This window comes from Neopararhizobium haloflavum, assembly GCF_002750855.1.
GTDB classification, from domain to species: Bacteria; Pseudomonadota; Alphaproteobacteria; order Rhizobiales; family Rhizobiaceae; genus Georhizobium; species Georhizobium haloflavum.
Genome location: NZ_NWUC01000002.1, coordinates 348,363 through 371,057, shown reverse-complemented (window position 1 = coordinate 371,057; position 22,695 = coordinate 348,363). Strand labels below are relative to the sequence as shown.

At 61.8% G+C, this 22,695-nt stretch carries 25 protein-coding genes; 13 read left to right on the top strand and 12 right to left on the bottom strand.

Annotated elements, in window-relative coordinates:
- Positions 1 to 6: 6 nt before the first annotated feature.
- Both CN673_RS06200 and CN673_RS06195 read right to left on the bottom strand, forming a co-directional pair.
- The gene (locus CN673_RS06200) at positions 7 to 1,218 is read right to left on the bottom strand and encodes a coiled-coil domain-containing protein (protein WP_099865363.1); all 1,212 of its coding nucleotides are present in this window, start codon (positions 1,216 to 1,218) and stop codon (positions 7 to 9) included.
- A 194-nt stretch (positions 1,219 to 1,412) separates the two neighbouring features.
- Entirely contained in the window at positions 1,413 to 1,976 is a 564-nt protein-coding gene (locus CN673_RS06195) for a DUF1134 domain-containing protein (protein WP_370853014.1), read from the bottom strand.
- Positions 1,977 to 2,209: 233 nt separating this feature from the next.
- Here CN673_RS06195 and chpT point away from each other — a divergent pair, with 233 nt between their 5' ends.
- Positions 2,210 to 2,851 carry a histidine phosphotransferase ChpT gene (gene chpT / locus CN673_RS06190; protein ID WP_099865629.1) on the top strand — a complete coding sequence of 214 codons (642 nt, stop codon included), beginning with the start codon at positions 2,210 to 2,212 and terminating at the stop codon, positions 2,849 to 2,851.
- Positions 2,852 to 2,977: 126 nt separating this feature from the next.
- Entirely contained in the window at positions 2,978 to 3,343 is a 366-nt protein-coding gene (locus CN673_RS06185; protein WP_099865362.1) for a response regulator, read from the top strand.
- 58 nt (positions 3,344 to 3,401) lie between these two features.
- Here the strand turns inward: CN673_RS06185 and ctrA are convergent, their stop codons facing one another.
- Complete coding sequence (gene ctrA / locus CN673_RS06180; RefSeq protein WP_099865361.1) at positions 3,402 to 4,103, bottom strand: response regulator transcription factor CtrA; 702 nt, start codon at positions 4,101 to 4,103, stop codon at positions 3,402 to 3,404.
- A 489-nt stretch (positions 4,104 to 4,592) separates the two neighbouring features.
- Here ctrA and CN673_RS06175 point away from each other — a divergent pair, with 489 nt between their 5' ends.
- Positions 4,593 to 4,949, top strand: a complete 357-nt coding sequence (locus tag CN673_RS06175; protein ID WP_099865360.1) for a flagellar export protein FliJ — start codon at positions 4,593 to 4,595, stop codon at positions 4,947 to 4,949.
- A 357-nt stretch (positions 4,950 to 5,306) separates the two neighbouring features.
- On the opposite strand, the gene sciP is transcribed toward CN673_RS06175, so the two are convergent.
- Complete coding sequence (gene sciP / locus CN673_RS06170) at positions 5,307 to 5,582, bottom strand: CtrA inhibitor SciP (protein ID WP_099865359.1); 276 nt, start codon at positions 5,580 to 5,582, stop codon at positions 5,307 to 5,309.
- A gap of 252 nt (positions 5,583 to 5,834) precedes the next feature.
- Between sciP and mnmA the strand changes: the two genes are divergently transcribed.
- A complete protein-coding gene (gene mnmA / locus CN673_RS06165; RefSeq protein ID WP_099865358.1) occupies positions 5,835 to 7,028 on the top strand; it encodes a tRNA 2-thiouridine(34) synthase MnmA in 1,194 nt (397 codons plus the stop codon).
- A 41-nt stretch (positions 7,029 to 7,069) separates the two neighbouring features.
- Here mnmA and CN673_RS06160 read toward each other — a convergent pair whose 3' ends face one another.
- Together CN673_RS06160 and CN673_RS06155 are read right to left on the bottom strand one after the other, a co-directional pair.
- Positions 7,070 to 7,762, bottom strand: coding sequence for a L,D-transpeptidase (locus tag CN673_RS06160; RefSeq protein WP_099865628.1), 693 nt, complete (start codon positions 7,760 to 7,762; stop codon positions 7,070 to 7,072).
- Positions 7,763 to 7,867: 105 nt separating this feature from the next.
- Positions 7,868 to 8,617 (bottom strand): L,D-transpeptidase, encoded by a 750-nt coding sequence (locus tag CN673_RS06155; RefSeq protein ID WP_099865357.1) that lies wholly within the window; start codon positions 8,615 to 8,617, stop codon positions 7,868 to 7,870.
- 204 nt (positions 8,618 to 8,821) lie between these two features.
- Between CN673_RS06155 and CN673_RS06150 the strand changes: the two genes are divergently transcribed.
- On the top strand, positions 8,822 to 9,502 hold the full coding sequence (locus CN673_RS06150; protein WP_099865356.1) for a DNA-3-methyladenine glycosylase I: 681 nt from the start codon (positions 8,822 to 8,824) through the stop codon (positions 9,500 to 9,502).
- On the opposite strand, the gene CN673_RS06145 is transcribed toward CN673_RS06150, so the two are convergent.
- Both CN673_RS06145 and CN673_RS06140 read right to left on the bottom strand, forming a co-directional pair.
- On the bottom strand, positions 9,450 to 9,923 hold the full coding sequence (locus CN673_RS06145) for a hypothetical protein (RefSeq protein WP_306456956.1): 474 nt from the start codon (positions 9,921 to 9,923) through the stop codon (positions 9,450 to 9,452). The two genes, CN673_RS06150 and CN673_RS06145, sit on opposite strands and share 53 nt — an antisense overlap.
- A gap of 126 nt (positions 9,924 to 10,049) precedes the next feature.
- Positions 10,050 to 10,373, bottom strand: a complete 324-nt coding sequence (locus CN673_RS06140) for an ArsR/SmtB family transcription factor (protein WP_099865354.1) — start codon at positions 10,371 to 10,373, stop codon at positions 10,050 to 10,052.
- A 48-nt stretch (positions 10,374 to 10,421) separates the two neighbouring features.
- Between CN673_RS06140 and CN673_RS06135 the strand changes: the two genes are divergently transcribed.
- The 4 genes from CN673_RS06135 (at position 10,422) to hisG (ending at position 14,370) form a co-directional block, all read left to right on the top strand.
- Positions 10,422 to 10,877 carry an SRPBCC family protein gene (locus tag CN673_RS06135; RefSeq protein ID WP_099865353.1) on the top strand — a complete coding sequence of 152 codons (456 nt, stop codon included), beginning with the start codon at positions 10,422 to 10,424 and terminating at the stop codon, positions 10,875 to 10,877.
- Positions 10,878 to 10,979: 102 nt separating this feature from the next.
- On the top strand, positions 10,980 to 12,566 hold the full coding sequence (gene hisS, locus CN673_RS06130) for a histidine--tRNA ligase (protein ID WP_099865352.1): 1,587 nt from the start codon (positions 10,980 to 10,982) through the stop codon (positions 12,564 to 12,566).
- A gap of 2 nt (positions 12,567 to 12,568) precedes the next feature.
- A complete protein-coding gene (locus tag CN673_RS06125) occupies positions 12,569 to 13,681 on the top strand; it encodes an ATP phosphoribosyltransferase regulatory subunit (RefSeq protein ID WP_099865351.1) in 1,113 nt (370 codons plus the stop codon).
- Entirely contained in the window at positions 13,678 to 14,370 is a 693-nt protein-coding gene (hisG, locus tag CN673_RS06120) for an ATP phosphoribosyltransferase (RefSeq protein ID WP_099865350.1), read from the top strand. The genes CN673_RS06125 and hisG overlap by 4 nt, the downstream gene beginning before the upstream one ends.
- A 20-nt stretch (positions 14,371 to 14,390) precedes the next feature.
- Here the strand turns inward: hisG and fumC are convergent, their stop codons facing one another.
- The gene (gene fumC, locus CN673_RS06115; protein WP_099865627.1) at positions 14,391 to 15,782 is read right to left on the bottom strand and encodes a class II fumarate hydratase; all 1,392 of its coding nucleotides are present in this window, start codon (positions 15,780 to 15,782) and stop codon (positions 14,391 to 14,393) included.
- A gap of 200 nt (positions 15,783 to 15,982) precedes the next feature.
- Between fumC and CN673_RS06110 the strand changes: the two genes are divergently transcribed.
- Complete coding sequence (locus tag CN673_RS06110) at positions 15,983 to 17,128, top strand: GGDEF domain-containing protein (RefSeq protein WP_099865349.1); 1,146 nt, start codon at positions 15,983 to 15,985, stop codon at positions 17,126 to 17,128.
- A 67-nt stretch (positions 17,129 to 17,195) separates the two neighbouring features.
- Here CN673_RS06110 and CN673_RS06105 read toward each other — a convergent pair whose 3' ends face one another.
- Positions 17,196 to 17,786, bottom strand: coding sequence for an NADPH-dependent FMN reductase (locus tag CN673_RS06105; protein WP_099865348.1), 591 nt, complete (start codon positions 17,784 to 17,786; stop codon positions 17,196 to 17,198).
- Between the two features lie 87 nt (positions 17,787 to 17,873).
- On the opposite strand from CN673_RS06105, the gene CN673_RS06100 reads away from it, so the two are divergent.
- Complete coding sequence (locus CN673_RS06100; protein ID WP_099865347.1) at positions 17,874 to 18,296, top strand: winged helix-turn-helix transcriptional regulator; 423 nt, start codon at positions 17,874 to 17,876, stop codon at positions 18,294 to 18,296.
- Positions 18,297 to 18,408: 112 nt separating this feature from the next.
- On the opposite strand, the gene groL is transcribed toward CN673_RS06100, so the two are convergent.
- A complete protein-coding gene (groL, locus tag CN673_RS06095) occupies positions 18,409 to 20,055 on the bottom strand; it encodes a chaperonin GroEL (protein ID WP_099865346.1) in 1,647 nt (548 codons plus the stop codon).
- A gap of 72 nt (positions 20,056 to 20,127) precedes the next feature.
- Positions 20,128 to 20,424, bottom strand: coding sequence for a co-chaperone GroES (groES, locus tag CN673_RS06090; RefSeq protein ID WP_099865345.1), 297 nt, complete (start codon positions 20,422 to 20,424; stop codon positions 20,128 to 20,130).
- A 303-nt stretch (positions 20,425 to 20,727) separates the two neighbouring features.
- Between groES and CN673_RS06085 the strand changes: the two genes are divergently transcribed.
- On the top strand, positions 20,728 to 21,576 hold the full coding sequence (locus tag CN673_RS06085; RefSeq protein ID WP_099865626.1) for a TIGR01459 family HAD-type hydrolase: 849 nt from the start codon (positions 20,728 to 20,730) through the stop codon (positions 21,574 to 21,576).
- A 10-nt stretch (positions 21,577 to 21,586) separates the two neighbouring features.
- Positions 21,587 to 22,582, top strand: coding sequence for a bifunctional riboflavin kinase/FAD synthetase (locus CN673_RS06080; protein ID WP_099865344.1), 996 nt, complete (start codon positions 21,587 to 21,589; stop codon positions 22,580 to 22,582).
- Positions 22,583 to 22,695 lie beyond the last annotated feature (113 nt).

Genomic DNA, 22,695 nt, shown 5'->3' with positions numbered 1-22,695 from the left:
AAACCCTCAGGGGTTTTCGCGCATCATCTCGGCTGCGCGCGCCGCAAGGCTCGGCAGATGCTGATCTGAGACATCGTCGCCGCCGCTGTCATTTGCCAGGATGGAATGAATGGGAGAAGCGCTTCCCTCCCGCGCCGCGGTCAGCGTGATCATGCTGGCGGCGATCTCCTTGATTTCAGACCGCAGCGCCTGATCGCCCTTGTTGTCTTCCGCCGCAACCAGACGATCGACAAGCGCCGTGTGCCGCTGCCGCAACTTCTCCACTCTCTGGCTGATGGCGCCGCGATCGGCGGTTTCCTGAGGGGCGTGATCGGGACCAGCTTCGTTCGAGTCGGCGATATCTGCGGAGTGTCCGTTCATGGTGGTCTTCTCGTTGGCGGCGGGCGCGTCGCGGTGGTGGCCGTCTCTGATCTCGCGCAAGGTGCTTTCTGCCGAGCGCATGTCGCTGGTCGCGGTCTTCAGCTTCTGCTTGAGCCGCTCGACTTCAGCCTTGCGACGCTCAAGCGAGCTCTCGTGATCGCTGAGTTGCGCCACAGCGCCGGCAAGGCGTTCTTCCAGGTTGGCGCTGCGCTCTTCCTCGCGCTCCAGCCGGTACTGATAATCCTTCGCCCGCGCGGCCGTATGGCGGACTTCGTCGCGAAGCCTGCGACGTTCTTCCGAAATCGTCTCGATGTTCGATTTCAGGCTCTCCGTTTCCGTATCGCGGGTTGCCAGGTCGACACGCATGTCTTCCAGATCGATGGAAAGGCGCCGGATTTCCTGCTGCCCCTCGGTCACGTGCCGTTCCCGATCGATCATCGCTCGCTCGGCATCGCTGAGAGCAAGCGTCATCGTATCGCTCTGGCGCACCTTCTGTCGCAGTTCCGAGCGCAGGTCGGCACTCGCCGCCGCCATGGTCTCGATCTGGTTGACGAGCTCGGCGATTTCTCCGCGCATGCGTGCGGCTGTATCCTGCAAGCGGTCGGCACGCTTGACCGCCTCGACCCGCTTTTCGCGCTCCGATTTCAGTGTGGTCTCGACACGGCGGTTTTCTGCCGCATAGGCAGCGCGTTCCATATCCCTGCCGGCCTGCAACTCAGCGCGGCTCATCGGGACGGTCGCCTGCAGCCGCCTTTCGGTCAGTTTGACGATGCGACCGTGAATGGCGGGCGCTGTGAAGAGGCCGAGCAGGATCGCTGTGAGAAAACCCAGGGCAAAAAGAAGTACGAACTCGACCATAGCGGCTGCGATACCATTGAAAACGACGTGCCCTTCGATAAGCCGATTATATCAATTCTGTTCCAAAAGAAATCACCCGCATCGGTGAGATGAGCCGACAGGGTTAATCCCTATCCAGTAAGCGATCCCTAATATGAAGACGGCCACACCTCGATTGGTGCGGCCGTTTACGTTCGGAGCGCTGGAAAGATGGCTCAGAAGGGGTTCCAGGTCGGGGCGGGCGTCAGCTTCAGATAGCCGATATTGAGCCCCAGTCGAGCGCCCACACCCGTGCGGATGGGCACCATGAGAACGGTGTCGCGGCGCATCACCTGCGCGCCCACACCGGCCACGACGAATGCAGATCCGCCAACGCCTGCAAACCGCCCGTAGACCCCGTCGATGCTGGGCAGATGATAGACCAGCATCATCGTGCGCGCTCCCTGGCCGCCGTAATCGACGCCGAGCGACGGTCCCTGCCAGAAAAGCTGGTGGTTGCCGGCATTCTTGGTGAAGAGCTGGCCTTCGCCATATGTCAGCCCGCCAATGAACGCGCCGGAGGCCTCTTCGCCGAGAATGTAACCGTTTGGTAGGCCATAGGACTGGAATGCCCGCTCGATCACTTTGGCAATTCCGCCGGAGGTCGAGCCGAAAAAGTTGTGGCCGGCATCGATGATTTCCTGCACCGAATATTCCGACGCGGTCGTCGTCTGCTGAGCGCGCGCAGGGGAAAATGCAAATGCGGCGGCGGCTGTCAAAACGAGGAAGGCCAGCAGCATTCTGCGGCACTGGGTCTGGATCGCGGGCATCGGCTTCTCCTTCAATGCTGCGAGCGGACGAAAATGCGTAGATCCCATTGTGCGAAAATGCCCTTAAGAAACGGTTTACCTCTCATGGTGTCATGGTGTTCACCATGAATCGCGATGCGCGCCATCCTGGCACCAGCTTGGCGGGCTAATATGACATGACCATCGGGCCAACCCGCCCGGTGACGATCCGAACGGAAGAGGCCATGACGAAGAATCCGAACCTGACGCTCGCCGGTCCCGACCTTGCTGCGCTGTTGTGCAGCCGGGTGTGCCACGACATCATCTCGCCCGTCGGTGCGATCAACAACGGGCTGGAATTGCTGGACGAGGGCGGCGCGGACGAAGACGCGATGGATCTCATCCGCAGCAGCGCACTCAATGCCTCGGTGCGGCTCAAATTCGCCCGGCTCGCATTCGGTGCGTCAGGCTCGATCGGTGCATCCATCGATACCGGCGAAGCACAAAAAGCGACGGAAGACTTCGTCAACGCCGACTCCAAGACCACGGTAGCGTGGAACGGCCCGCGCGCGATCATTCCGAAGAACAAGGTCAAGCTTCTTATGAACCTGTTCCTCGTCGCGTATGGCGCGATCCCTCGCGGCGGCAACATCGACGTATATCTGGAAGACCTGGAGACCGCGCCGCGCTTCCGGCTTGTTTCCAAGGGGCGCATGGTGCGCGTACCCCCGAAATTCCTGGAGATCCACTCCGGCGCTCTCGATGAGGCCGTCGATGCGCACTCCATCCAGCCCTATTATACGGTCCTTCTGGCGGAAGAAGCTGGCATGCGGATCTCCGCCTCGTCCAATGGCGAGGAAGTCGTCTTCGTCGCCGAACCGGTCTGAGGGCCGTGCGGGCAAGCTTCCGTTAAGCCTGTCCGCTTACCGAATCTTCGGGTTCGAACCCTATGCTTCATCGGACAACAGGGAGACGCGCCGCCGCGCGCTCCGCATAACCGAGGGGAAGCAGACATGCAGCGGCTCATGATCGTCGACGATTCGTCCGTCATCCGCAAAGTCGCCAAGCGGATATTGTCGGGCCTCGATTTCCTGGTATCGGAAGCCGATAGCGCATCCCAGGCTCAGTCGCACTGCCATGCGCAACTGCCTCACATCCTAATCGTCGACGCGACGATGCCCGATGCCCTCGAATTCATTTCGACGATCCGATCCATGCCGAACGGTGAAAGCGTCCGGATCTACTATTGTCTCGTCGAAGCGGACCTGAAGTCGATGATGCAGGGCAAACGTGCCGGCGCCGACGACTTCCTGATCAAGCCCTTCGATCGAAAGATTCTCACTTCGGTCTTCGGCCGCTTCGCCCGGGTCGTCGCCTGAACGAAAACGGGCCGCATTGCTGCAGCCCGTTCATCGAATATCGACGATGTCCGTTATGCTACGCGATTTCGCGCACTTCGCTTTCGTCGGGTTCGCGCAACACATATCCGCGGCCCCAGACGGTCTCGATGTAGTTCTTGCCGCCGGCTGCCGTCGCCAGCTTTTTGCGCAGCTTGCAGATGAAGACGTCGATGATCTTGAGTTCCGGCTCATCCATGCCACCATAAAGGTGGTTCAGGAACATTTCCTTGGTGAGCGTGGTGCCCTTGCGGAGCGAGAGAAGCTCCAGCATCTGGTATTCCTTGCCCGTCAGATGCACGCGCTGGCCAGCGACTTCCACGGTCTTGGCATCGAGGTTGACGACCAGATCGCCAGTGGTGATGACCGACTGGGCATGGCCCTTCGAGCGGCGGACGATGGCATGAATGCGGGCGACCAGCTCGTCCTTGTGGAAGGGCTTCGTCATGTAGTCGTCGGCGCCGAAGCCGAGACCACGCACCTTGTCCTCGATGCCGGCCATGCCGGAGAGGATGAGGATCGGCGTCTTGATCTTCGAAAGGCGCAGCGTGCGAAGAACTTCGTAGCCCGACATGTCGGGTAGGTTCAGGTCGAGAAGGATGATGTCGTAGTCGTAGAGCTTTCCGAGATCGACGCCTTCTTCACCCAGATCAGTGGTGTAGACGTTGAAGCTCTCGGATTTGAGCATGAGCTCGATGCTCTGCGCCGTGGCGCTGTCGTCTTCAATCAGAAGAACCCGCATTATTCATCCCCTTTCCGCCGCCGAAAGTCCGAGTTGCCTCTCGAACGATACGGATCCAGTCGTTGCCTCGACCGACGTTGCCAGCAAATGGTTAACAAATTCTGATTCCGGCTGGCAACCACTTTCGGCCCTGTTAAAAATCATGACCAGATGACTGAATTTTCATAGGAAAATTCCTCCACTCGACGGCCCTTCAACTTAAGCCGTCAACGCTAAGTGATTCAGCAGACTCGGTAATTTTCAACGGTGGCAATTGTGCAACGCGTATTTACCGAGCCTTAAATGGTCGCCCTTATGATTAACGATGCCCGTAAACGAAAGGTTACCAGCGGTAGGTTTTTGTTAAGGTCCGGCACCGTTTCAGGTCAGGATTGTGGGCAAGTGTCGACGTGGCGTTCTTTTTGGGCGGATGAACCGCTCCGCATGCCACAATGGGACGGTCGTGCATGCTTCGGCATGGCCGATCGCGCGTACGGAGAGTATTGCGTCATGAAGTCACGTGAGAGCCTTGTCCGGCTGAAGGCCTTTCAGCTCAACGAAAAGCGTCGTCAGCTCGAGCAGATCGAGATGATGATGGCCGAATTGCAGCGTATGTGCGCCGACCTGGAACAGCAGATCCTCGCCGAGGAACGCAAGGCCGGCATCACGGATACGTCGCATTTTGCTTATCCGACCTTTGCCAAGGCAGCACGCAAGCGCGCCGACAATCTTCAAGGATCGTTGCGCGAGCTGAAGGTTCAGCAGGAAGCTGCCGAGCTTGCCGTTGAGGAGGCCGAAGCCGAGCACGGCAAGGCCGCCGCCCTGGAGGAACGCGACGCCAGCCAGAAAATGGGCCGCGCCGGCTGAAGCTGGCGCATTGCCCGCCACCGTGAACGCGCACCGTCTAAGGTGCCGATCTGTCTATGCTTGTGCCTGTGCCCTCAACAAGGGCAGGGCGCGCTATCCATCCGACCGGCATTGACGCTTGCCACGACGCGCGGATGCAGCCATCCCCTGACAGGTGCCATGTCTGGAATGCACCTGAAAGCCCGTCACTGTCAGTGAGAAGACCGGAAAGGCACGCGAGCGTGCTCGATGACGCCTGAGCTGCCTTCGTCCTTCCCTTGTCGCTTTTGATGTCGGCAATGCCCTCAGCGCGGCGCATTGCGCGCACGCATCAAGCGATGCGATGCAACACGCGCCATCGCTGAGGAAAATGAGGGCCTAGTGGCGATATTGCTGGATGCGGGTGGTGCGCAGCCCGGCCAGACCATGATCGTTGATCGAGGACTGCCAGGAAAGGAACTCTTCCACGGTGAGCGTGTAACGCTCGCAAGCCTCTTCGAGGCTCAGCAAGCCGCCGCGTACGGCTGCCACGACTTCTGCCTTGCGGCGGATCACCCAGCGCCGTGTATTGGCGGGCGGGAGATCGGCAACCGTCAAAGGCGACCCGTCCGGGCCGATGACATATTTCACGCGGGGTCTTACCAGTTCGGTCATTCGGACTCTCTACACACACTCACGACCTAGTGATCGCAGACTAGTCCTCGACGTTTAAAATTTGCCTAAGCTAAAAGAAGCAATTTGTTAAGAAGTGTAAACACTTCTCCATGCCCTCGATTCGCGCGTTGCTTTCCTGCTCGCGCCCGGCCTTGCGCCAACGCGCCCCTGGCTCTATACCGCGCAACCGTCGGCGCATGCCGGCATCGCATTGATTGGCGCCTTGAACGCCTTTGAACGCAAGGTACGGCAATGAACAGTCTCGATATCGACAAGGCCCCCGCCGATACGCGGGTGGTCGTCGCCATGTCCGGAGGTGTGGACTCCTCGGTTGTGGCCGGCATGTTGAAGCGTGAAGGATACGACGTCGTCGGCATCACGCTGCAGCTTTACGATCATGGTGCCGCGGTGAAGCGCGCCGGCTCATGTTGCGCGGGCCAGGATATCGACGACGCCCGCCGCGTGGCCGAGACGCTCGACATTCCCTATTATGTTCTTGACTACGAGAAGCGCTTTCGTGAAGCGGTGATCAATCCGTTCATGGACAGCTATGTCGCCGGCGAGACGCCGATTCCCTGCGTCTCTTGCAATCAGACGGTCAAGTTCGCGGATCTTCTGGAGACGGCGCGGCAGCTGGGCGCCGACGCGCTGGCGACCGGCCACTACATTCGCTCTGCAGCGAATGGGCCGCATCGTGCACTGTTCCGACCGGTCGATGCCGAGCGCGACCAAAGCTACTTTCTCTTCGCCACCACACAGGCCCAGATCGACTATCTGCGGTTTCCGCTAGGCGGGCTGTCGAAAGCGCAGACGCGCAGGCTCGCCGAGGAGATGGGGCTGGCCATCGCGGCAAAGCCCGACAGCCAGGACATCTGCTTTGTTCCGCAGGGCAAGTATTCCGCCGTGATCAACAAGCTCAAGCCCAGTGCCGCGCTTGCCGGAGACATTGTGCATGTCGACGGTCGCGTTCTTGGACGGCACGACGGGATCCTGCATTATACGATTGGACAGCGCCGCGGTCTTGGTGTGGCAACCGGCGAGCCATTGTTCGTGGTCCACCTCGATGCCCGATCGCGCCGCGTTGTCGTCGGCCCGCGCGAAGCACTCGAGACTCGCCGGCTCTATTTGCGTGACGTCAACTGGCTCGGCGATGGCGAACTGGCGGATATTTCTGGATCCGGCTTCGACTGTTTCGCCAAGGTCCGCTCGACGCGTGCACCCGAGCCGGCACGCTTACATGTCGCAGACGAGGGCGTTTTCGTCGAACTGCTTGAAGGAGAGACCGGCATCGCACCCGGACAGGCCTGCGTGCTCTATTCGAGCAGGGAAAACGACGCACGCATTTTCGGCGGCGGCTTTATTGATCGCGCCGAGCGCGCTGCTGAAGCCGAGCGGATGCTTTGCGAGCTTCTCGCGTCACCGTCAAACGAAATCGCGGCCGTCTGATTTCAGACGACCGCGAATACTCCGGGCCATAGGCAACCCGATCAGCCGCCGAAAATGCCTGTCTGCGGGGCGCCGAGATCGGAATAGAGGTTTCCGGCGCCGGTTGCCGTGACGATGACCTTGGTGCCGACGCCGGCACGCTCGTAAAGATGGGCCACGTCGTCATTCATCATCCGAATGCAACCCGACGACATGTTCTGGCCGATCGTCCAGGGCTGGTTTGTCCCGTGGATGCGGTAGATCGTGTCCCGTCCGCCGCGATAAAGATACATGGCACGCGCACCGAGGGGATTGTTCGGGCCGCCTTCCATGTAAGCGGGCAGGATGATGCCGCGCGCACGTTCGCGTTCGCGCATGCTGGCGGGGGGCGTCCAGCCCGGCCATTCGGCCTTGCGGCCGATGTTGACTGTACCCGACCAGCCGAAGCCTTCCTTGCCGACGCCAACGCCGTAGCGCGTCGCCATGCCGTTTCCTTCGACGAAATAGAGATACTTCGATGCGGTATCGACGATGATCGTGCCGGGCCGCTCGCTGGTTTCGAACCGCACCTGGGTGCGAACGAATTCGGCAGCCGGTCCCCGCGCCGCAGGCGGACGGTATTCCTGAAATTCAGGGCTTGCCTGAAGGCTTCTGACGAATGCCTCGGCAGGTGCGGTGGTCGAAAGCAACGTTCCCGTAAGTACGGCAAACGCTGCGCCTGCCACCAACAATGATCGCGTAGCGGAAAGTTTCATTGGCTTGTCCCCAGCCTTGGTTTGTCGTCTCTTCGGGCCATCAACGCGCGAACAGCGATCAAGTTTCATGTGACGACCACAGAATGCGTGAATCGTGCTTAACCGTTACAGAACGACGACTCTTGTCCCGACCGAAACGCGTTCGTAGAGATCCACCACGTCCTCGTTTCGCATGCGGATGCACCCTGAAGAGACGGCCTGACCGATTGTCCAGGGCGCGTTGGTGCCGTGAATGCGATAGAGCGTTGAGCCGAGATAGAGCGCGCGCGCTCCGAGGGGATTCTCCGGCCCGCCCGTCATGTGAGCCGGAAGAATGCGTCCCTTCGCCCTTTCGCGGGCGATCATCTGCGCTGGCGGACGCCAGTCCGGCCACTCGGCCTTGCGCGTGATCCGCTCCGAGCCCGACCAGCCGAAGCCTTCCTTGCCGACCCCGACGCCATAGCGTCGCGCCTGGCCGTCGGAACCGACCAGATAAAGAAACCTGCGGCTGGTATCGATGACGACCGTGCCGGGGGCATGCCCGCCGGAATAGGCCACCTGCTGCGGCAGGAAAACCGGATCCAGTTCCGGCGCGGCTGGCCGTTGCGCGGGAGCGGCGATCACGGCCCTTTGGGCAGGCGGTTGAACGACGACGGCACGCGGCGGCTGTGCCGGCGCACGCCGCAATACCACGGGAGCGCGTCTGTGCACGGCCCGGGTTTGCGGCACGGGCGCATAGAGCTGCTGGACCCAGGGCGCTGAAAGGTCGGGGCTGAGGACGACCGGCGGTCGCGTGGCATAACGATCCTGGGCATGCGCGGGCATCGTCGCAATGCCGAGGATTGCCAATAGAAGGAATGCAGACTGCTTCATCATCGGACAACTCCGCAACTGAGCGGCGCCGGTGCAAAGGTGTGGCGCCGTCTTGGCTCATTGGTGGCAAAAGGGTGATGAGCAATGGTAAAGACGGCGCATCGGCTGCACATGTGCAGCGCAAAGCTGCGCGCAGGGTTACCGCGCGGTTGACGAACAGGATTAACGCGCGGTTGATCCGGCGATCGTGGGTGGGGAAACGGTAAAATGACGACGAACGGACTTCTCGACGGACCGGATGGTCGGCCGCGCTGCTTCTGGCACGGCAACCTTGAAGACTATACGCGCTACCATGACGAGGAGTGGGGCCGCCCGGTCGGCAACGACATCCGCCTGTTCGAGAAGATCTGTCTGGAAGGATTCCAGTCGGGCCTGTCGTGGCTGACGATCCTGAGGAAGCGCGAGAACTTTCGCAGCGCGTTCGCCGGATTCGACTTCGAGAAGGTCGCCCGCTTCGGTGACGACGATGTGGCACGCTGTCTCGCCGACAAGGGGATCGTGCGCCATCGCGGCAAGATCGTTTCGACGATCAACAATGCAGCACGCGCGCTGGAGATGCGCGATGAGTTCGGTTCGCTGGCCGCCTATTTCTGGGCGTACGAACCGGCGGCGCACACCCGTCCCGCACGCATGGACCACGCGACACTGCTGGCCAATCCAACGACCGAGGTGTCAACGCGAATCTCCAAGGACCTGAAGAAGCGCGGCTGGTCCTTCGTCGGCCCGACGACTGTTTATGCCTTCATGCAGGCCATGGGCCTCGTCAACGATCACCTCGACGGCTGCTGTATTCGCGAAGCCGTCGAGAAGGACCGCGCAGCATTTGCCCGTCCCGTCAGGCCGGAACCATCCGGTGGCGGCTCAAGAGCAGATACCCGACGAATATGAAGCCGAGCAGCACAAGCCCCTGCACCAGAGCGAAGGGCTGCTCGGTCCCTGTCGGGGCCAATGCGTTCAAGACCGCGATCTTCTGGAAGGCCTGAACGACCAGGACGAAGACGTTGAGGTAGAGCGCGACGAGCGAGGTGATGATGAACGTTTCCCGCCAGTGGTTCGAAAGGCGGAACCCGTAACGTGCAACGAGTGCAACCACGAGAACGAGCGCCGACACGATGCCGACCCCCAATGCCGGTGTGAAGCCGGTGAAGGGGAACATGAAACCGGTGACGGTGGTCGCCAGCGTCGAGATCAGGAACACGTCCGTCCAACGTTCATGGCGGTGGTCGCGCAGCCATGCTGCGACAACGGCAAGTCCCGCGACGATGCCGACAAGACTGAGAGCGACGTGAAAGAATGTAAAAGGCGTCATTCCGAAGACCATGGCACACACTCCGACTGATGACGCGATGAGTATACAACCAGCCGTATTTCTCCGCCAGCTTATATAACGAGCAGCCGGCGGCGTGCTGAAGCGGTTCTCTCCGCTTCCATTGGCCTAGCGTTCCAGCTCCTCCTTCAGCCGTCCCAGGCGGGCGACGGCATCTGCGGCGTGGGGGCCGATGAAGCGATCGTGGATAGCCTTGATCGGCAGTGGATTGAGATGGTTCCAGCGTTCCCGGCCTCGCCGGTGAACGATGATCAGGTCCGCCTTTTCCAGCACCTTGAGATGCTGCATGACCGTGCACCGGTCGAAATCTTCGAACCGTGCGCAAAGCGCACCGGTCGTGTGCGGGTCATCCTTCAAGACATCGCAGATCCGTCGCCGAATCGGTGAAGCTAAGGCTTTGAAAATATTGTCGTCTCTCTCGTCTCTTGACATGTTATATTTTTATAACATTAAATTGCTGACCACAAGGGAGAGAGAGCCATGGAACTGAAGTTCAAGGTATCGGCGCGCATTGCGCGCCCCGTGCAAGATGTGTTCGAGGCTGTCGCCGACCCCGCCAGCCTATCCGCCTATTTCACGACGGGCGGCGCGAAGGGGCGTTTGAAGACCGGGACGACGGTGACGTGGGATTTCGCTGATTTTCCAGGCGCTTTTCCGGTGGAGGTTGTCCAGGTCGAGGACAACCGCAAGATCGTGCTGAGATGGGATGCGAACGACAGCGGGGGCGGTGCGGGCTACAAGACCGTTGTCACCATGACCTTCGAGCCGCTCGAAGCCGAACGGACGCTTGTCACCATCAGCGAGGAAGGCTGGCGCGAGACCCCGGAAGGCCTCAAGGGCTCCTACGACAATTGCGGCGGCTGGATGCAGATGCTGTGCGCGATGAAGGCCTGGATCGAGCACGGCATCAATCTGCGTGAGGGCATGTTCAAGTAGGAGGCTAGGCGCCTTGCGGCAGGGGGAACCTTGCCGCAGGCGCCGCGATCCATTAGGAACCGGCGCAACAGTCTCCCCGACTATTTTCCGCATCAGGTTCCCATGTCCGAGAAGAAGAAAAAGCCGCAGAAGCTGAAGGCCCGCTTGCCCCGCGGCTTCGCCGACCGGTCGCCCGCCGATATCCGCGCCACAGACGAAATGGTCGCGAAGATCAGGGCGGTCTATGAGCGCTACGGCTTCGACCCCGTCGAAACGCCGATGTTCGAGTACACCGATGCGCTCGGCAAGTTTCTGCCGGACAGCGACCGACCGAACGAGGGCGTCTTCTCTCTGACCGACGACGACGACCTGTGGATGAGCCTGCGCTATGATCTCACCGCGCCGCTCGCCCGCCATGTCGCGGAAAATTTCAACGACATTCAGTTGCCCTACCGCACCTACCGGGCCGGCTGGGTCTTCCGCAACGAAAAGCCGGGGCCGGGCCGTTTCCGCCAGTTCATGCAGTTCGATGCCGATACGGTCGGCGCGCCGGGTGTCCAGGCGGATGCCGAAATGTGCATGATGATGGCCGATGTGATGGAAGCGCTGGGCGTTGCGCACGGCGACTACGTGATCCGCGTCAACAACCGCAAGGTGCTGGACGGCGTGCTGGAGGCGATCGGCCTCGGCGGCGACGAGAACGCCGAACGCCGGCTGACGGTGCTGCGGGCAATCGATAAGCTCGACAAGTTCGGCGTCGAAGGCGTGCGACAGCTGCTCGGTGCGGGGCGCAAGGACGAGAGCGGGGATTTTACGAAGGGCGCAGGGCTGGATGAGGGACAAGCTGATATGCTTCTCAGTTTTCTCGATCCGGACACCGCATTTGCTTATCCTTCTCCTACTGCAGCCCCGGTTATTTCGGAGCCGACGCGGGAAGTACTATGGCGTGCTCCTCCTGAATTTGAGAAGCAGGGGATTAACCCATTTGATATTTCGAATTTGAAAGAGGGCGTCGAGGAACTTGCACAGATTCATCGATTGTTCGCGTCGGCTGGCTACGAATCCGACCGCATCCGGATCGACCCCTCCTGCGTCCGTGGCCTCGAATACTACACCGGCCCCGTCTTCGAAGCCGAACTGCTGGCCGAAATCCCCAACGAGAAGGGCGAGATCGTGCGGTTCGGCTCGGTCGGCGGCGGCGGGCGTTATGATGGGCTTGTCTCGCGCTTCATGGGCCAGCCGGTGCCGGCGACGGGCTTTTCCATCGGCGTCTCGCGCCTCATGACGGCGCTGAAGAACCTCGGCAAGCTCGGTCAGGATGCCGTGCTGCCTCCTGTGCTGGTCACCGTGATGGACCGCGACATCGAAGCACTCGGTCGATACCAGCGCTTCACGCAGGAGCTCAGGAACGCCGGCATCCGCGCCGAGATGTTTCAGGGCAACCCGAAGAATTTCGGCAACCAGCTCAAATATGCCGACCGGCGCGGCTGCCCCGTCGCGATCATCCAGGGCGGCGACGAGCGACAGCAGGGCGTCGTCCAGATCAAGGATCTGATCGAGGGCAAGCGGCTTTCCGGCGAAATCACCGACAACGTTGCCTGGCGCGAGGCGCGCGCGGCGCAAGTCAGCGTGCCGGAAAGCGAACTGGTGGCCAAGGTCGGCGAAATCCTCGCCGCGCAGGCTGAAGACCGGGCGAAGGGCGGTCAGTAGGTATGCCGCTATTGAACCTGCCCGACTTCACCGGTGACCTGCTGCAGGATTTTGCGGGGCGGCGCACGGAACTGGTGACGATCCCGGTCATTCAGCCGGCCGATCCGTTTCTCGATATGGCCGGAGAAGACCTGCGGCGGCGGATATTCACCACGGAGAGCGAGACAGGCGAGGCGCTTTGTCTGCGTCCGGAGTTCACTATCCCCGTTTGCATGGGGCATATCGAGGCCAATTCCGGCACGCCGCGGCGTTATGCCTATTGTGGCGAGGTCTTCCGCCAGCGTCGTTCGGGCGCCAGCGAATTCTACCAGGCCGGCATCGAGGACCTTGGCGACGACGATATCGCGGCCGCCGATGCCCGCGCCGTCTCGGACGCGCTGTCGATTGTCGCGAAGTTGCTTCCCGGCAGCGCTTTCACAGTGACGCTCGGCGACCAGACGGTGTTCGAAGCGGTTCTCAGCGCGCTCGGCCTGCCGGATGGCTGGAAGCGCCGCCTGATTGGCGCTTTCGGGGACCAGGCGAAACTTGGCGCGCTCATGAATGACCTGACGAAGGGGGCGCCGGACGACGAGAAAGACGCTCGGTCAAGACCCGATCTCGAAGACCGCGCCGCGCTCGAAGACCGCATCGCCGGGATCATGGAAGAAACCGGCTATTCGACCAATGCGAGCCGCACCCCGCAGGACATCGCCGGCCGGCTGATCGAGAAGGCGCGGCTTGCGCAGGCAAGGCTGGACGGCAAGGCTTTCGCCGTCCTTGCCGAGTTCCTTCAGATCGACATCGCACTTGCCGATGCGCCTTCGGCCCTTGCCGGCTTTGCCGATGCGGCGGGGCTCGATCTCAGGCCCGCGCTCGCCGCATTCGACCACCGCGTCGCCGCGCTCGCCAACCAGAATGCGGATCTTTCGGCCATGCACTACCGCGCCGCCTTCGGACGCCCCCTCGATTACTACACCGGGCTCGTTTTCGAGATTTCCGCCGCTGATGCCGTGCTGGCCGGCGGAGGACGCTACGACAGGATGATGACCCTGCTCGGTGCATCGCGCTCCATTCCAGCGGTTGGCTTCTCCCTCTGGCTCGACCGGATCGGCACGCTGAGAGGGAGCCGCCAATGACCGTCACGCTTGCCTTGCCGTCCAAGGGACGCATGAAGGATGACGCGATCGCGCTCTGCGCACGCGCCGGACTGACCGTGACGAGTGTCGGCAACGACAGATCGTATCGTGGGCGGGTCGAGGAACGGGACGACATCGAGGTCGCTTTCCTGTCCGCGTCCGAAATTGCACGCGAACTCGGGTCGGGCGGCGTCGATTTCGGCATTACGGGCGAGGACCTCGTGCGCGAGACGATCGCCGATGCGGAACGGAAGATCGAGATTTGCACGCGGCTCGGCTTCGGTGAAGCCGATGTGGTCGTCGCCGTGCCGGATATCTGGCTCGATGTCGAAACCATGGCCGATCTCGGCGATGTCGCCGCGGACTTCCGTCACCGTCATCGGCGCCGCTTGTCGATCGCCACGAAGTACTGGCGTTTGACCCGCGAATTCTTCTCCGCCGAGCACGGAATCCAGCTCTACCGGATCGTCGAAAGCCTTGGCGCGACGGAAGGAGCGCCAGCCGCCGGCCAGGCCGACATCATCGTTGACATCACGACCACCGGCTCGACGCTCAAGGCGAACCATCTGCGTGTCCTCAATGATGGCGTGATCCTTCGCTCGCGGGCCTGCCTGGTGCGCTCCCGGTCTGGAGGAGGGGCAGGCGCGTCCGTCGATTTCATCCGCCAACGGTTTGCAGACGCCGTGTAGCGGCCGCTTGTCTTAAGCTTTCAGCCGGGCCGCACCATCTTCTCCGGCCGCACCAGACGGTCATAGTCCTCGGCGCTGACGTGGCCGCTCTTGATGGCCTCGTCCTTCAGCGTCGTCCCGTTCCTGTGCGCGGCCTTGGCGATTGCGGCGGCGTTGTCGTATCCGATCGTCGGGGCAAGCGCCGTCACCAGCATGAGCGACCGGCCGACCAGTTCGGCAATGTGGTCTTCATTTGCGATGATGCCGTCGACGCAGTTCTCGCGGAATGAGTTCATGGCATCTGCAAGAATCCGGATCGACTGAAGCACGTTCTGCGCGATCACCGGCTTGAAGACGTTGAGCTCGAAATGGCCCTGGCTGGCCGCGAACTGGACGGCCGCGTTGTTGCCGAAGATCTGGGTCGCCACCATCGTCAGGGCTTCGGCCTGCGTTGGATTCACCTTGCCCGGCATGATCGAGGAGCCGGGCTCGTTCTCCGGCAGTGACAATTCACCAAGGCCGGAACGCGGGCCGGAGCCCAGGAAGCGGATATCGTTGGCAATCTTGAAGAGGTCGCCGGCAAGCGCGGCGAGCGCGCCGTGGAAATGCGTGAGCGCCCCGTGCGAGGCCAATGCCTCGAACTTGTTCACGGCGGTGCGGAACCGCTCGCCGGTGATGTTGGAGACGGCATCGGAAAACTGTATGTCGAAACCCTCGGGCGCGTTGAGCCCCGTGCCGACCGCCGTGCCGCCCTGCGCCAGCGCCAGAACGTCGTCAAGCGCGCTTTCGATCTGCCTTTTTGCGCGCACCAGGGCAGCGTGATAGCCGGAAAATTCCTGGCCAAGGGTGAGGGGGGTCGCATCCTGGGTGTGCGTACGGCCGATCTTGACGATCGTCTCGAAGGCGCTCGATTTTTCGGCCAGTGCATGCGCCAGGGAGTCCAGCGCGGGGAGCAGTGCGCGCTGGGTCTCCAGAACGGTTGCGATATGCATCGCCGTCGGGAAGGTATCGTTGGACGACTGGCTCATGTTGACGTGGTCGTTGGGATGGACCGGCTTCTTCGCCCCCATCACCCCGCCGAGGGATTCGATCGCTCTGTTCGAGATCACCTCGTTGGCATTCATGTTGGTCTGGGTGCCGGAGCCGGTCTGCCAGACCACCAGCGGGAAGTGATCGTCCAGCTCGCCCGCAGCGACTTGCCGTGCCGCTGCGACGATCGCCTCGCCAAGTTCCGGGTCGAGTTTGCCGAGCGCCATGTTCACTTCGGCCGCGGCCTGCTTGACGATGCCGAGTGCGTGGATGAGCGGCAGTGGCATGCGCTCCGTCCCGATACGGAAATTGCCGCGCGAGCGCTCCGTCTGGGCGCCCCAATAATGATCTGCGGAAACCTCGATGGGCCCGAACGTATCTGTCTCGGTGCGAAAATCTGCCATGCCTGCCTCCGGTTGTTCGTTCATGTGGGGCCACATTGGGCCGATTCCAGGATCTTTCGCTCTTCAGTCGCGCGATTCCGAGCCCGAAAGGCTCAAAACTTTAGCCTTGGCTTAACCACCTTGGCTAACGGGCTGGTAGCCCCTCATGTGTTGAATGTCCCTCGGGCTTTTAAGGGTGGAAAAGCATCGAGGGGGCATCGATGGAGATCAACAGCACCTCGCTGTTCGTCGCGAATGCGATGATCCTTGCGATCATGGCGGGGGTCTTCCTGACAGCCGGGCGTCGGGCGCATCGCGCGGAACCGTACTGGATGTCATGGTTCGGCGCCAACATGGTTCTCGCGCTCGCCCTGGTGATGTTCGTGCTCGAGCGACACCTGTCGCCGCTCTTCGTCGCGATGTTGCCCAATACCCTGCTCGTCATCGGCTTCGGACTGCGCTGGCGGGCGGCGCGGGAGTTTGGGTCGCGTCCCGCGCCCTGGCATCTGGTCTGGGCACCGGGCGTGTTCTTTGCCTGCCTTTGTCTCGTGCCGTGGTTTTCGGGGACTTATGGACCCGTCTACACGATCGTCAATCTCGTTCTGGCGGCGCTGTCCTTCGCCGTCGCCTGGGAGTTCTGGCGGGACCGCGACGATGGTCTTCCCTCGCGCATCGGCCTGGTGGTGTCCTATGGCGCGATGGGGTCCTCCTTCGCTTTTCGCATCGGACAAGGCCTGCTTCAGGGCCCTCAGATGGGTCACTTTCTTCCGCAGGACACGCTGCTGGTGATCCATCTCCTGATCGCGGTGTTCCACACCGTGTCCAGCGGCGGCTTTGCGTTGTCGCTAGCCTACGAGCGATACGCCGGCGAACTGCGGCACACGGCGGCGCATGATTTCCTGTCCGGCCTGCTCAATCGCGGCGCATTCGAAACCCGACTGGTACGGTTGATAGGGCGCAGGGAAGCGCCGATTGCTTTGGCGCTGTTCGATATCGATCATTTCAAGGACATCAACGACCGCCATGGCCACGCCGCCGGTGATGCGGCGCTTCGCACATGTGCGAGCCTTATCCGGGATAGTCTGCGCGACGAAGACTTCGTCGGCCGCGTCGGCGGCGAAGAGTTCGCGGTGGTTCTGACCAACGTGACACCGCGCGACGCGCGCCGCATCGTCGATCGGATCCGCCGTTCCGTTGCCGCGCTCGAACTCAATCTCGGCGGACACCCGACACATATCACGATCAGTGCGGGAATCTGTCATGCACCGGCCGAGCGAGCTCAGGTCGAGACGATGATGCGCACGGCAGATGCCATGCTCTATGCGGCCAAGGGCAACGGCCGCAATCGCCTGGAATGCGCGGCGTGAAGAACCCTTGACGCACAATGGCCCGGTGCGGGAACCCCGCCCGGGCCTTCATCATGGGCCTCTGGCCTCAAGACGCCTTCGCGAGTGAAGACTGCTCCTCGCTCTGGCGCGCGGCGCGCAGCGCCTTGCCCCACCAGGCCAGCTGATCGAGCATCGTCTCGCCAGCTTCGTTGAGATGGGCCAAATCGCTCAGGGACGTTTCGCCCTTTGCCACCGGCAGATAGTCCGGCCACAGGATGTGGACGCCGGTCTTGACCGATGCCATCTGCATTTCCACCGCGATCTGCCGCAATTGCTCGACGGCGCGCGCGCCGCCCACGCCTCCATATCCGACGAAGCCGGCCGGCTTCTTGATCCACTCGCCATGGTCGATCGCGTTCTTCAGCACGGCCGTCGGTGCGTGATTGTATTCGGCGGCCGTGAAGACATAGGCATCGAATTCGCGAATCTTGCGTTTCCAGTTCGCCGCCGTCTCGGTTTCGGTCTCGCTGGTTGCCGGATCACCGTAAAAGCCCATCGGATAGTCCTTCAGATCAAGGACCTCGACCGAGAAGTCGCCTTGCGTACGGGCGAGATCTGCGATCCATTCGGCGGGCTTTTCGGCAAAGCGGCCGTCGCGCGTGCTGCCGACGATGACTGCGAGTTTCAGCTTGCTCATTCTCAAGGTATCCTATGGTGCTCTGGTAACAATAAGTGCCTAACGCTATATTGGAGACTGAAGGCGAGTGCACAAGGAGGCACTTTCATGAAACCCGCTCACCACCATGTAACCGGCAGCGCGTCGGATCCCTTCGTCGTCACGGAAGCCTGCCGGCCCGTGAACCAGATCCTTTCGCGCATCGGTGACAAATGGTCGGTTCTTGTCGTCAGCTATCTCGGCAATGGCACGATGCGGTTTTCCGAGTTGCGCCGGGCGATCGACGGAATCTCGCAGAAAATGCTGACAACGACGCTGCGAGGCCTGGAACGTGATGGCTATGTGACCCGGACGGTCACGCCGACCATCCCGCCGCGTGTCGACTATGCGCTGACTGACCTCGGATGCGAATTGCTGGTACCGTTGCGTGCCCTCGGTGAATGGGCCGTGGCCAATCGCGAGCGCGTGGAGGCGGCTCAGAGGCGTTTCGACGCGGAAAACGCCACTCTCGCAGCGGCACAGCGCGCCTGAGGCAATCGGCGATCTGCGGGCAATCAGGTTCGACAAACGAAAAAGGGCGGCCCTTGCGAGCCGCCCTTTTCCGTGTCTATCGGCAGGTGATGCCGACGCGCTTTGGCGCGTCTTACATCATGCCCATGCCGCCCATTCCGCCCATGTCGGGCATGCCGCCGCCGCCGCCGGCCGATTCCTTCTTGGGAAGCTCGGCGATCATCGCTTCGGTGGTGACGAGCAGGCCGGCAACCGAAGCTGCGTCCTGAAGGGCCGTGCGCACGACCTTGACGGGATCGACGATGCCCATCTTGATCATGTCGCCATATTCGCCCGTCTGCGCGTTGTAGCCGTAGTTCGCGTCGGAGTTCTCGAGGATCTTTCCAACAACGATCGAGGCTTCGTCACCGGCGTTCTCGGCGATCTGGCGGGCCGGAGTCTGAAGGGCGCGGCGGATGATGTTGACGCCGGCGTCCTGGTCGGCGTTTTCGCCCTTGGCCTTGAGGTTGGCCGATGCGCGCAGAAGCGCAACGCCGCCACCCGGCACGATGCCTTCCTGAACAGCAGCGCGCGTCGCGTTCAGCGCGTCGTCGATGCGGTCCTTCTTTTCCTTCACTTCGACTTCCGTCGAACCGCCGACGCGGATCACGGCAACACCGCCAGCAAGCTTGGCAAGGCGCTCCTGGAGCTTCTCGCGATCGTAGTCCGAAGAGGTTTCTTCGATCTGCTGCTTGATCTGGGCAACGCGGCCTTCGATCTCGCTCTTCTGGCCTGCGCCATCGACGATCGTGGTGTTTTCCTTGGTGATCGAGACCTTCTTGGCACGACCGAGCATGTCGAGGGTTACATTCTCGAGCTTGATGCCGATGTCTTCGGAGATCACCTGGCCGCCGGTCAGGATCGCGATGTCCTCAAGCATGGCCTTGCGGCGGTCGCCGAAGCCCGGTGCCTTGACGGCAGCGATCTTGAGGCCGCCACGCAGCTTGTTGACGACGAGCGTCGCGAGCGCTTCGCCTTCGACATCCTCGGAGATGATGACGAGCGGCTTGCCCGACTGAACGACCGATTCGAGAACCGGAAGCATCGCCTGAAGGTTCGAGAGCTTCTTCTCGTGCAGCAGGATGTAAGCGTCTTCGAGTTCGGCAACCATCTTTTCAGGGTTGGTCACGAAGTACGGCGAAAGGTAGCCGCGGTCGAACTGCATGCCTTCGACGACTTCGAGTTCGGTCTCGGCGGTCTTGGCTTCCTCGACAGTGATGACGCCTTCGTTGCCGACCTTCTGCATGGCTTCGGCAATGTCATCGCCGACCTGCTTGTCGCCATTGGCCGAAATGGTGCCGACCTGGGCGACTTCAGCCGAGGTGTTGATCGGCTTGGCAATGTTGGCGAGTTCGGAGACGACTTCCTTGACGGCGAGGTCGATGCCCCGCTTCAGGTCCATCGGATTCATGCCGGCGGCAACGGCCTTGTTGCCTTCCTTGACGATCGAGGCAGCGAGAACCGTGGCGGTCGTTGTGCCGTCGCCGGCGACGTCGTTGGTCTTCGAAGCGACTTCGCGGACCATCTGGGCGCCCATGTTCTCGAACTTGTCCTCAAGTTCGATTTCCTTGGCGACGGAAACGCCGTCCTTGGTGATGCGCGGTGCGCCGAACGACTTGTCGATAACGACGTTGCGACCCTTCGGGCCGAGCGTGACCTTCACCGCGTCAGCGAGAACGTCGACGCCGCGCAGCATGCGCTCGCGCGCGCTGCGGCCAAATTTTACTTCCTTAGCAGCCATTGCGATAACTCCCGGGCGTTTGCCCTAGCTTGTCTACTTGAATGGACTTGTGCGGACTGTGGACGACCGGCCTCAGCCGATGATGCCCATGATGTCGGCTTCCTTCATGATCAGAAGGTCTTCGCCGCCAAGCTTGACTTCGGTGCCCGACCACTTGCCGAACAGCACGCGGTCGCCGACCTTGACGTCGAGTTCAACGAGCTTGCCGCTGTCGTCGCGTGCGCCCGAGCCGACGGCGACGATTTCGCCTTCCTGCGGCTTTTCCTTGGCGGTGTCCGGAATGATGATCCCGCCGGCGGTCTTTTCTTCGGATTCGACGCGCTTGACGACGACGCGGTCGTGAAGCGGACGGAAATTGGTGTTTGCCATTGTCTTAACCCTCGGTCGAATGACATGTCATGACAGCGTCGCCCAAAATGCGGCGCGCTGGATGTTAGCACTCGGTAGGGGAGAGTGCTAACTGGCGGCGGAGATAGGCATGTGGGGGATGGCTGTCAAGGAGCTTTTCGTACGCCGAAGGCATTTGCTGAATGGCTCCGGCCCATTCTCCGCACATAAGCGGCGGCATCATGCGTTACAATGCCCCTTGTATTCGCGACGCCTCTGCGCAATGTCACGGAAGGCCGGGATCCCGCCCTTCTTCTTTCCGAATTCTCCGAGTGTGATGGCTGCATGGCGAGCGAAATTTCCAGACTGAACGATCTCCATGCGAACTACGACGCGCTGCTGTGTGATGTTTGGGGTGTGCTGCATAACGGCGTGGCAGCCTGGGACGATGCCTGCCGCGCACTGCAGGCGGCGCGCGAGGCCGGGCTGACGGTGGTCCTCATCACCAATTCGCCGCGCCGCAATCGGGAAGTCGCTTTGCAGCTTGACGGGATCGGTGTCCCGCGCTCGGCCTATGACCGCATCGTCACCTCGGGCGACGTGACGCGCAAGCTGATTGCTGCCGCATCGCCCAGATTGTATTTCCTCGGTCTCGATCGCGATCTCACCCTCCTGGAGGGGCTGGACGTCGAGCGCGTGGACGCCGAGCGCGCCGAGACCATCCTTTGCACCGGCCCGTTTGATGACGAGAACGACAAGCCGGACGATTACCGCACGATGTTCGCTCCCTGGGTCGAACGTGGCGTCCCGTTCATCTGCGCCAATCCCGATCTCATCGTCGAGCGCGGCGACAGGCTTGTCTTGTGCGCCGGTGCGCTCGCCGCCGTCTATGCCGACATGGGCGGTGAAGTCCGTCTGACTGGCAAGCCCTATCCGGCGATGTACGATGCTGCGCTCGAGCATGTGGCTGACCTGCGCGGCGCGGCTGATCCAGTAAGGGCCCTGGCGATCGGGGACGGCATGCCGACGGACGTCAAGGGCGCCGAGGACTACGGCCTGGATCTTCTTTACGTGGCCGCCGGCATCCATGCCCGTGACTACGCATCCAGCGGGCGCATCGATCCCGAGCGTCTGGATGCCTTCCTGAAAAAGGAGGGTGCGGCGCCCGACTACTGGATGCCGAGGCTGGCCTGAGAGACGATCGATGTTGCCGTCCCCCAAGACAGCTATCAGGAGAATAGGTCCGGGCGAGGCGCTGCCCGAGGAATTGCGCGGCGCTGTCGTCGCGATCGGCAATTTCGATGGCGTCCACCGCGGCCATCGCGCTGTCCTCGACAGGGCCCTCGCCATCGCGCTGGACCGTAAGGCTCAGGCCGCTGTGCTGACCTTCGAGCCGCACCCACGGACCTTCTTCAAGCCAGAGGCGCCGGTGTTCCGGCTGACGCCGGCTGCAATGAAAGCAAGGCTCCTTGGCCATCTCGGCTTCGGTAGCGTAATCGAATGCGCTTTCGACAAGCACTTCGCAGCCCAGGGCGCCGAGGATTTCATCGCTTCGGTGCTCATTGGACGTCTTGGCGTTGGCCACGTGGTCACGGGTGTCGATTTCCACTTCGGCAAGGGCCGCGAGGGCGGCCCCGCCTATCTGATCGAGGCCGGCGCGCGGCACGGCTTCGGCGTCACCCTCGTCGATGCCTTTCGTGACGAGAACGCGACGATCATCTCTTCATCGCGCATCCGGAGCCTGATTGCTGAAGGCGACGTCGTCGAGGCAGCCGGATTGCTGGGCTATCGCTTCACCGTGGAAGGCAAGGTCATTGCGGGGCGCCAACTCGGCCGCACACTCGGCTATCCCACGGCCAACATGCTGCTTGCGCCGGACATGGCCTTGAAACCGGGCATCTACGCGGTGCGCTACCGTCGCGCGGACGGCACGCTCCACGATGGGGTCGCAAGTTTCGGTCATCGTCCGACCGTGGAAAGCGACGGCACGCCGCTGCTTGAGACGTATCTCTTCGACTTCGACGGCGATCTTTATGGCGAGATAGCCAGCGTTGCCTTCTTCGGATTTCTGCGCCCCGAAGAAAAGTTCGATGGGCTTGCGGCACTGGTCGAACAGATGAAGGAGGACGAGATGCAGGCGCGCGCTCTCCTGTCCGGCGTCCGACCACTGGAAGATCTCGACCGGGTCCTGAACTTCTGATCGCCGCCTTCGTCCATGAAAAGCGCTTTATTCGCGCGCCGCGCATTGATAGAAGCGCTGCCATGTCGAGCGTATTCAAAGATCCCGTGCTGCGAATTATGAGCCCGGCTTTT

Excerpts from the sequence above, each read along its gene's own strand:
- CN673_RS06200 (WP_099865363.1), bottom strand. The coding sequence starts at position 1,218 with ATGGTCGAGTTCGTACTTCTTTTTGCCCTGGGTTTTCTCACAGCGATC.
- CN673_RS06195 (WP_370853014.1), bottom strand. The coding sequence starts at position 1,976 with ATGCTGCTGGCCTTCCTCGTTTTGACAGCCGCCGCCGCATTTGCATTT.
- chpT (WP_099865629.1), top strand. The coding sequence starts at position 2,210 with ATGACGAAGAATCCGAACCTGACGCTCGCCGGTCCCGACCTTGCTGCG.
- CN673_RS06185 (WP_099865362.1), top strand. The coding sequence starts at position 2,978 with ATGCAGCGGCTCATGATCGTCGACGATTCGTCCGTCATCCGCAAAGTC.
- ctrA (WP_099865361.1), bottom strand. The coding sequence starts at position 4,103 with ATGCGGGTTCTTCTGATTGAAGACGACAGCGCCACGGCGCAGAGCATC.
- CN673_RS06175 (WP_099865360.1), top strand. The coding sequence starts at position 4,593 with ATGAAGTCACGTGAGAGCCTTGTCCGGCTGAAGGCCTTTCAGCTCAAC.
- sciP (WP_099865359.1), bottom strand. The coding sequence starts at position 5,582 with ATGACCGAACTGGTAAGACCCCGCGTGAAATATGTCATCGGCCCGGAC.
- mnmA (WP_099865358.1), top strand. The coding sequence starts at position 5,835 with ATGAACAGTCTCGATATCGACAAGGCCCCCGCCGATACGCGGGTGGTC.
- CN673_RS06160 (WP_099865628.1), bottom strand. The coding sequence starts at position 7,762 with ATGAAACTTTCCGCTACGCGATCATTGTTGGTGGCAGGCGCAGCGTTT.
- CN673_RS06155 (WP_099865357.1), bottom strand. The coding sequence starts at position 8,617 with ATGATGAAGCAGTCTGCATTCCTTCTATTGGCAATCCTCGGCATTGCG.
- CN673_RS06150 (WP_099865356.1), top strand. The coding sequence starts at position 8,822 with ATGACGACGAACGGACTTCTCGACGGACCGGATGGTCGGCCGCGCTGC.
- CN673_RS06145 (WP_306456956.1), bottom strand. The coding sequence starts at position 9,923 with ATGACGCCTTTTACATTCTTTCACGTCGCTCTCAGTCTTGTCGGCATC.
- CN673_RS06140 (WP_099865354.1), bottom strand. The coding sequence starts at position 10,373 with ATGTCAAGAGACGAGAGAGACGACAATATTTTCAAAGCCTTAGCTTCA.
- CN673_RS06135 (WP_099865353.1), top strand. The coding sequence starts at position 10,422 with ATGGAACTGAAGTTCAAGGTATCGGCGCGCATTGCGCGCCCCGTGCAA.
- hisS (WP_099865352.1), top strand. The coding sequence starts at position 10,980 with ATGTCCGAGAAGAAGAAAAAGCCGCAGAAGCTGAAGGCCCGCTTGCCC.
- CN673_RS06125 (WP_099865351.1), top strand. The coding sequence starts at position 12,569 with ATGCCGCTATTGAACCTGCCCGACTTCACCGGTGACCTGCTGCAGGAT.
- hisG (WP_099865350.1), top strand. The coding sequence starts at position 13,678 with ATGACCGTCACGCTTGCCTTGCCGTCCAAGGGACGCATGAAGGATGAC.
- fumC (WP_099865627.1), bottom strand. The coding sequence starts at position 15,782 with ATGGCAGATTTTCGCACCGAGACAGATACGTTCGGGCCCATCGAGGTT.
- CN673_RS06110 (WP_099865349.1), top strand. The coding sequence starts at position 15,983 with ATGGAGATCAACAGCACCTCGCTGTTCGTCGCGAATGCGATGATCCTT.
- CN673_RS06105 (WP_099865348.1), bottom strand. The coding sequence starts at position 17,786 with ATGAGCAAGCTGAAACTCGCAGTCATCGTCGGCAGCACGCGCGACGGC.
- CN673_RS06100 (WP_099865347.1), top strand. The coding sequence starts at position 17,874 with ATGAAACCCGCTCACCACCATGTAACCGGCAGCGCGTCGGATCCCTTC.
- groL (WP_099865346.1), bottom strand. The coding sequence starts at position 20,055 with ATGGCTGCTAAGGAAGTAAAATTTGGCCGCAGCGCGCGCGAGCGCATG.
- groES (WP_099865345.1), bottom strand. The coding sequence starts at position 20,424 with ATGGCAAACACCAATTTCCGTCCGCTTCACGACCGCGTCGTCGTCAAG.
- CN673_RS06085 (WP_099865626.1), top strand. The coding sequence starts at position 20,728 with ATGGCGAGCGAAATTTCCAGACTGAACGATCTCCATGCGAACTACGAC.
- CN673_RS06080 (WP_099865344.1), top strand. The coding sequence starts at position 21,587 with ATGTTGCCGTCCCCCAAGACAGCTATCAGGAGAATAGGTCCGGGCGAG.